This is a genomic window from Pseudomonas sp. EL_65y_Pfl1_R83, assembly GCF_963970695.1.
GTDB classification, from domain to species: Bacteria; Pseudomonadota; Gammaproteobacteria; order Pseudomonadales; family Pseudomonadaceae; genus Aquipseudomonas; species Aquipseudomonas tritici.
The window spans coordinates 1-575 of record NZ_CAXAQI010000170.1; the positions used below are offsets into that span (position 1 = coordinate 1).

Below are 575 nucleotides of genomic sequence, written 5' to 3' on the forward strand. Positions count from 1 at the left end.
GACCACACTGCTCACGGCGGTGCTGGGCGCGCCCGAGGCCTACATCCTCAACCGCATGAGCGGGCGCTGGAAGAGCGTCTTCCTGCTCGTGATTCTCGGCCCGCTTCTGATCTCGGTGGTGGCGCGCACGCTCGGCTGGGCGCTTCTGTTCGGCGGCAACAACGGCCTCGTCAACAAGCTGCTGATGTCGCTCGGGGCGATCAGCGCACCGATTCCAGCGCCGACACCGACCTTGCTGGCCGGGGTCAGCTTGCGCGGTTCACTGGCCATCGGTCGGCACCTTGCGGGTGATGCGCGCGACGGCGATCGCGACCAGCAGCAGGATCGGGAACGATCCGGTCAGCCACGACGGGAGCAGCGCGCGCAGATCCTGCGGCATCGCATTCCAGACTTCCGACGCAGTGCCGGGAAAGGCCTGCACGAACGTCTCGATCAGCGCGCCGATCGCGGCGAGCCGGATCGAGGAGAAGGTATAGGCGCGGTGCCAGTCATCGATGAGACGCGCGCACAACCAGGCGCGCCACTTTGCGAGCAGCGTCATCGGATTTCCTTTCGGGTACGGGATAGTGTGTGGG

The 575-nt window shown here is 66.4% G+C and carries 2 protein-coding genes; both read right to left on the reverse strand.

Translation table 11 applies throughout. From position 1 onward, the window contains the following. Positions 1–39 precede the first annotated feature (39 nt). The gene (locus AACY08_RS30720) at positions 40–270 is read right to left on the reverse strand and encodes a hypothetical protein (protein WP_445262052.1); all 231 of its coding nucleotides are present in this window, start codon (positions 268–270) and stop codon (positions 40–42) included. Then, the coding region (locus AACY08_RS28240) for a DUF7940 domain-containing protein (RefSeq protein ID WP_339472391.1) at positions 260–575 on the reverse strand (316 nt) is incomplete at its 5' end. The genes AACY08_RS30720 and AACY08_RS28240, both read right to left, overlap by 11 nt.

Coding starts and splice junctions, on each gene's coding strand:
- AACY08_RS30720 (WP_445262052.1), bottom strand. CDS start 270: ATGGCCAGTGAACCGCGCAAGCTGACCCCGGCCAGCAAGGTCGGTGTC.